3 protein-coding genes, 1 tRNA gene and 1 pseudogene are annotated in these 4944 nt (G+C 65.2%); 4 read left to right on the forward strand and 1 reads right to left on the reverse strand.

Annotated features, from left to right (window positions below; translation table 11 throughout):
- The first annotated feature begins 1 nt into the window (after position 1).
- Both A5698_RS00330 and A5698_RS27695 read left to right on the forward strand, forming a co-directional pair.
- Positions 2 to 1447: a replication initiator gene (locus A5698_RS00330; protein ID WP_084792146.1), complete on the forward strand. Its 1446-nt coding sequence runs from the start codon at positions 2 to 4 to the stop codon at positions 1445 to 1447.
- 186 nt (positions 1448 to 1633) lie between these two features.
- Entirely contained in the window at positions 1634 to 3280 is a 1647-nt protein-coding gene (locus A5698_RS27695; protein WP_012394803.1) for a recombinase family protein, read from the forward strand.
- On the opposite strand, the gene A5698_RS00345 is transcribed toward A5698_RS27695, so the two are convergent.
- Positions 3262 to 3347 (reverse strand) — tRNA-Leu (locus A5698_RS00345). The two genes, A5698_RS27695 and A5698_RS00345, sit on opposite strands and share 19 nt — an antisense overlap.
- A gap of 72 nt (positions 3348 to 3419) precedes the next feature.
- On the opposite strand from A5698_RS00345, the gene A5698_RS00350 reads away from it, so the two are divergent.
- Both A5698_RS00350 and A5698_RS28325 read left to right on the forward strand, forming a co-directional pair.
- A complete protein-coding gene (locus A5698_RS00350) occupies positions 3420 to 4763 on the forward strand; it encodes a M20/M25/M40 family metallo-hydrolase (RefSeq protein WP_068291891.1) in 1344 nt (447 codons plus the stop codon).
- Between the two features lie 19 nt (positions 4764 to 4782).
- Positions 4783 to 4944: pseudogene (locus A5698_RS28325) on the forward strand (YbhB/YbcL family Raf kinase inhibitor-like protein); the annotation flags it as partial.

The following is a 4944-nucleotide window of genomic DNA, read 5'->3' on the forward strand; positions in this document are numbered from 1 at the left end:
GGTGCGCCGCGCGTCCTCGACGGGGTTCGAATCGTGGTGGCGGCGCGCGGAATCTGTTGGCTTCTGCGCCCACCCCATCCAACTCAGAGGTACCGACGAGATAGGCCGCGATCGGGTGGTGTGGACACGGTGCAACAACCGCCGCGCACAGGTATGCCCATCGTGCTCAGACCTGTACGCCCGCGACACGTGGCAGCTCGTGCACGCTGGCACCGCCGGCGGCCACCACAACATCCCCGCAGCAGTGGCCGATCGTCCGCAGGTGTTCGTCACCCTCACCGCACCTAGCTACGGGCCTGTTCACGCCGCCGCGCGTGCAGGCGACAAGAAGCAGCGTGTGTGTCGCGACCACCACCACACTGGCGGCTACCGCCGATGCCCGCATGGGAAACCACTGTGGTGCAGCACAACCCACGGCGAAGGTGATATCTATGCGGGACAGCCGATCTGCGCGGACTGCTACGACTACACCGGGCATGTCCTGTTCACATGGCACCTGCCCGAACTGTGGCGACGCTTCACCATCACCCTGCGACGCACACTGCGCCGAGAGCTACGTGCTTCGGGCGCCGACCCGGATGCGGTGCAGGTCAGCTTCATCAAAGTCGTCGAACTGCAAGCCCGGCTCATCCCGCACATTCATGCCCTGATCCGCCTCGACCCGCCCGACAGCGATGACTCTGGCGGTCATGACTGGCATGCGCCCCTTGCGGCAACCGAACTGGCCACCATCATCCAACAGGCCGTTCGAACCGTGGCCGTGACGGTCACCGACTCATCCTCAAATACAGCGACACGCTCATCCTCAAATACAGCGACACGGGTGATCAGGTTCGGCACACAAGTCGACACCCAACCCATCGACAACCGGCACGCCGGCACGGACGGCTCTGCTGTGCAGGAGGATTCACCACACGGCGGGGTTCTTCCAGGCCGCCGCGTAGCTCGCTACCTCGCGAAATACGTCACCAAATCCTTAGCTGACGTCGGGATCAGCGCGCGACGCATCTCCACCGAGGCCATCGCTGACCTCGATGTCTGCGACCACGTTCGGGCGATCCTGACCGCCATCAGCCAACTCGCCGATAAGGGACTGGCCGGTGTCGGTCGGTGGCTGCACACCCTGGGCTACCGGGGCCACATCACCAGCAAATCCCGCCGCTATTCCACCACGATGACCGCGCTGCGCGAACGTCGCGCGGCCTGGACCCGTGAACAACGTTTAAAAAGCACTGCGCACCAACATGATCTCGGCCTCGACTCCACCGATGGCGATGATCTGGTGGCATGGGAATTCGATCGTGCCGGCCCCACCAGCCTCGGCGACCGGACCCTCATCTACTCCGCGGCCGTCCAACACATCCACACCCGCCGCATCGGACTGATCGAAGTCCGTGGCCAAGCCCGCAATCAACAATGGGATCCGCCAGGGGGAAGCGATGGCTGACAGGTCCCGAGCAGCACGTGCTCGCTCCGGGTGTGACGCTCGTCCCGATGCGCCGACGGTGTCAGAGGGGGGTGTTGAAATTGTTGTGCCCAACCAATATCGACTTCCGTCCGAGGCCAACCGCGCGCTGGTACACGTGATAATGGCTGTGCGGGACCGGATGCTTGGATCAGGGAGGGGAGTGGCGTGAGCCTGAGGTTCGCCTTCTATGGCCGAGTGAGCACGGAGGACGCTCAAGACCCGGAGGCGAGCCGCAGCTGGCAGAAGCGGCGTGCCATGGACCTGATCACTCCGCACGGCGGATTCATCGCCGCCGACTACTTCGATGTGGGACAGAGCCGTTCACTGCCGTGGAAGCGCAGGCCAGAGGCGTCACGTCTGCTTGCTGATGTCGCTTGTCGGGACCGTAGCTTTGATGCCGTAGTGATTGGGGAACCCGCCCGTGCGTTCTACGGGCCGCAGTTCGCGCTCACCTTCCCTGTCCTCACGCACTACGGAGTTGGCCTGTGGGTACCCGAGGTCGGCGGAGCGGTCGATCCCGGCTCCGAGGCACACGACCTGGTGATGACTCTGTTCGGCGGCATGAGCAAGGGAGAGCGCGCTCGAATCCAGATGCGCGTCCGTACGGCGATGTCAGCACTCGCGCACGACACCGCCAGATATCTCGGTGGTCGACCACCCTACGGTTACCGGCTCGTCGATGCCGGCCCGCATCCAAACCCTGCCAAGGCCAATCTTGGGCAGCGGCTTCACCGCCTCGAACCCGACCCCGCGACATCTTCGGTCGTCGAGCGGATCTACCGCATGTACGCCGACGGAGCGGGCCTGCGCTATATCGCGCAACGGCTCACCGACGATGGTGTACCGTCACCGAGCCAGTACGACCCGGCACGGAATCGGCATCGTGACCCACGAGGATGGTCCCATTCGGCGATCCGCGCGATACTCGACAACCCGGCGTACCGCGGTATCCGTGTTTGGGGCAAGCAGGAGAAATACGAGGTTCTGGTCAACCCCGATGATGTCGCTGCGGGGTATGAGACTCGTATGCGGTGGCGTGATGAGGCCGACTGGATCGCACCAGAACGCCGCACGCATGAAGCGCTGATCCGTGACGAACTAGCGCAGGCTGTTCGTCTTCGGATGCAGGCGCGGCGGGGTCCCGGTCTTGTTTGCAGCAGAGAGTCAACAGTGCCATATGCACTGCGTGGGCTGCTGTTCTGTGCCGCATGTGGACGGCGGATGCAGGGCGCTGCCCGCGCCGGGAAGCGAACAACACGCATCCTCTACCGTTGTGAGCTCGGTAAGTCGCGTTCGGTACCCGCGGACCTGAGTGATCACCCGCGCACCGTCTACCTCCGTGAAGATGAGGTGACTGCGCGACTTGACGAATGGATCGCCACCCTGGCCGATCCGGCCGACTTGGCACGCGGGCAAGACGCGGACCCGGTAGCAGGGGCTGGCTACGCGGCCTTGCGGCGCCAGCTCAGCGAGGCGAATGCGAAGGTTGCTGCTCTGGTTACCGCCGTGGAGTCTGGTGTGGCCGTTGAGGATTTGACTGTTGCATTGCGCCGCCGCACCGCCGAGCGCGACGAGCTGAAGGTCCGTCTTGAGCAAGCGGAGCGACCTCGCGTCATGACTGCCGCACAAATCAGCGAGTTGGTTGAGGAATTGGGCGGGCTGTCAGCAGTGCTTGGTGAGGCAACCGGGGCGGAACGCGCTCAGGTATACGCAAGCCTGGGCCTGCGCCTCGACTACGACCCGCATCTTCAGCGAGTCACGGCGACTGCCGACTTAAGTCGTGTCGCCGGACGTGTCCGAGGGGGGACTTGAACCCCCACGCCCGTTAATAGGGCACTAGCACCTCAAGCTAGCGCGTCTGCCATTCCGCCACTCGGACTCGTTGTGGGCAGCTAAGGCTATCGGATCACCGAGGCCGGACCCAAACCCACCTGGCACGTCAATGGTACGAATGGTGACTGTGACTGGTCCCGTCAACGCCGAAGCGGAGGTCGTCGACCTCGTCAGCACCCTCATCCGGTTCGACACGTCCAACACGGGCGACCCGGCCACCACCAAGGGCGAGGCGGAATGCGCGCGCTGGGTGGCCGAACAGCTCGAAGGGGTCGGGTACGCGACCGAATACGTCGAGGCGGGGGCGCCGGGCCGGGGCAATGTGTTCGCCCGGCTCGAGGGCGCCGACAGCTCGCGCGGGTCGCTGCTGCTGCACGGCCACCTCGACGTCGTGCCCGCCGAGGCCTCGGACTGGAGCGTGCACCCCTTCTCGGGTGCCGTCGAGGACGGCTACGTGTGGGGCCGCGGCGCGGTCGACATGAAGGACATGTGCGGCATGCTGATCGCGATCGCGCGGCACTTCAAACGGGCGGGCATCACCCCGCCGCGCGACCTGATCTTTGCGTTCCTGTCCGACGAGGAGGCCGGCGGCAAGTTCGGGTCGCACTGGCTGGTCAAGCACCGGCCGGACCTGTTCGCCGGCGTCAGCGAGGCGGTCGGTGAGGTCGGCGGTTTCTCGCTGACCGTGCCGCGCAAGGATGGCGGGGAGCGACGCCTCTACCTGGTCGAGACGGCCGAGAAGTCCATGAACTGGATGAAGCTGACCGCGCGCAGCCACGCCGGTCACGGCTCGATGATCCACGACAGCAACGCGGTCACCGCGGTCGCCGAGGCGGTGGCCAAGCTGGGCCGCCACGAGTTCCCGCTGGTCATGACGGACGCGGTCGGCCAGTTCCTGCAGGCCGTCACCGAGGAGACCGGCTACTCGTTCGACATCGACTCACCGGACCTGGCCGGCGCGATCGCCAAGCTCGGGCCGATCGCCCGCGTCGTCGGGGCCACGCTGCGCGACACCGCCAACCCGACGATGCTCAAGGCCGGTTACAAGGCCAACGTCATCCCAGCGTCGGCCGAGGCGGTGGTGGACTGCCGCATCCTGCCCGGACGCCAGGCCGCCTTTGAACGCGAGGTCGACGAGCTGATCGGGCCGAACGTGACCCGTGAGTGGGTGACCGAGCTGCCGTCCTACGAGACCACCTTCGACGGCGACCTGGTCGACGCGATGAACGGCGCGATTCTGTCCGTGGACCCCGACGCCCGTATCGTGCCGTACATGCTCTCCGGCGGAACCGACGCAAAAGCGTTCGCCCAGTTGGGCATTCGCTGCTTCGGCTTCGCCCCGCTGCAGTTGCCGCCCGACCTCGATTTCACCGCGCTGTTCCACGGCGTCGACGAACGGGTACCCGTTGACGCGTTGAAGTTCGGTACCCAGGTTCTCGAACACTTCCTGCTGCACTGCTGAATCGACGAAAGGATGAGTCATGGCGTTTGACTACAACCCGTACGAGTTCCTCCCGAAGCTACCGACGTTCAAGCTGTCCTCGAACACCTTCAACGACGGTGACGCGTTGGCTAACGACCAGGTCAGCGGCATCATGGGCGCCGGCGGCAACGACGTATCGCCCCACCTGACGTGGTCGGGG

The organism is Mycobacterium sp. E136 (assembly GCF_001666865.1).
Taxonomy (GTDB): Bacteria; Actinomycetota; Actinomycetes; order Mycobacteriales; family Mycobacteriaceae; genus Mycobacterium.

Coding starts and splice junctions, on each gene's coding strand:
- A5698_RS00350 (WP_068291891.1), top strand. CDS start 3,420: ATGGTGACTGTGACTGGTCCCGTCAACGCCGAAGCGGAGGTCGTCGAC.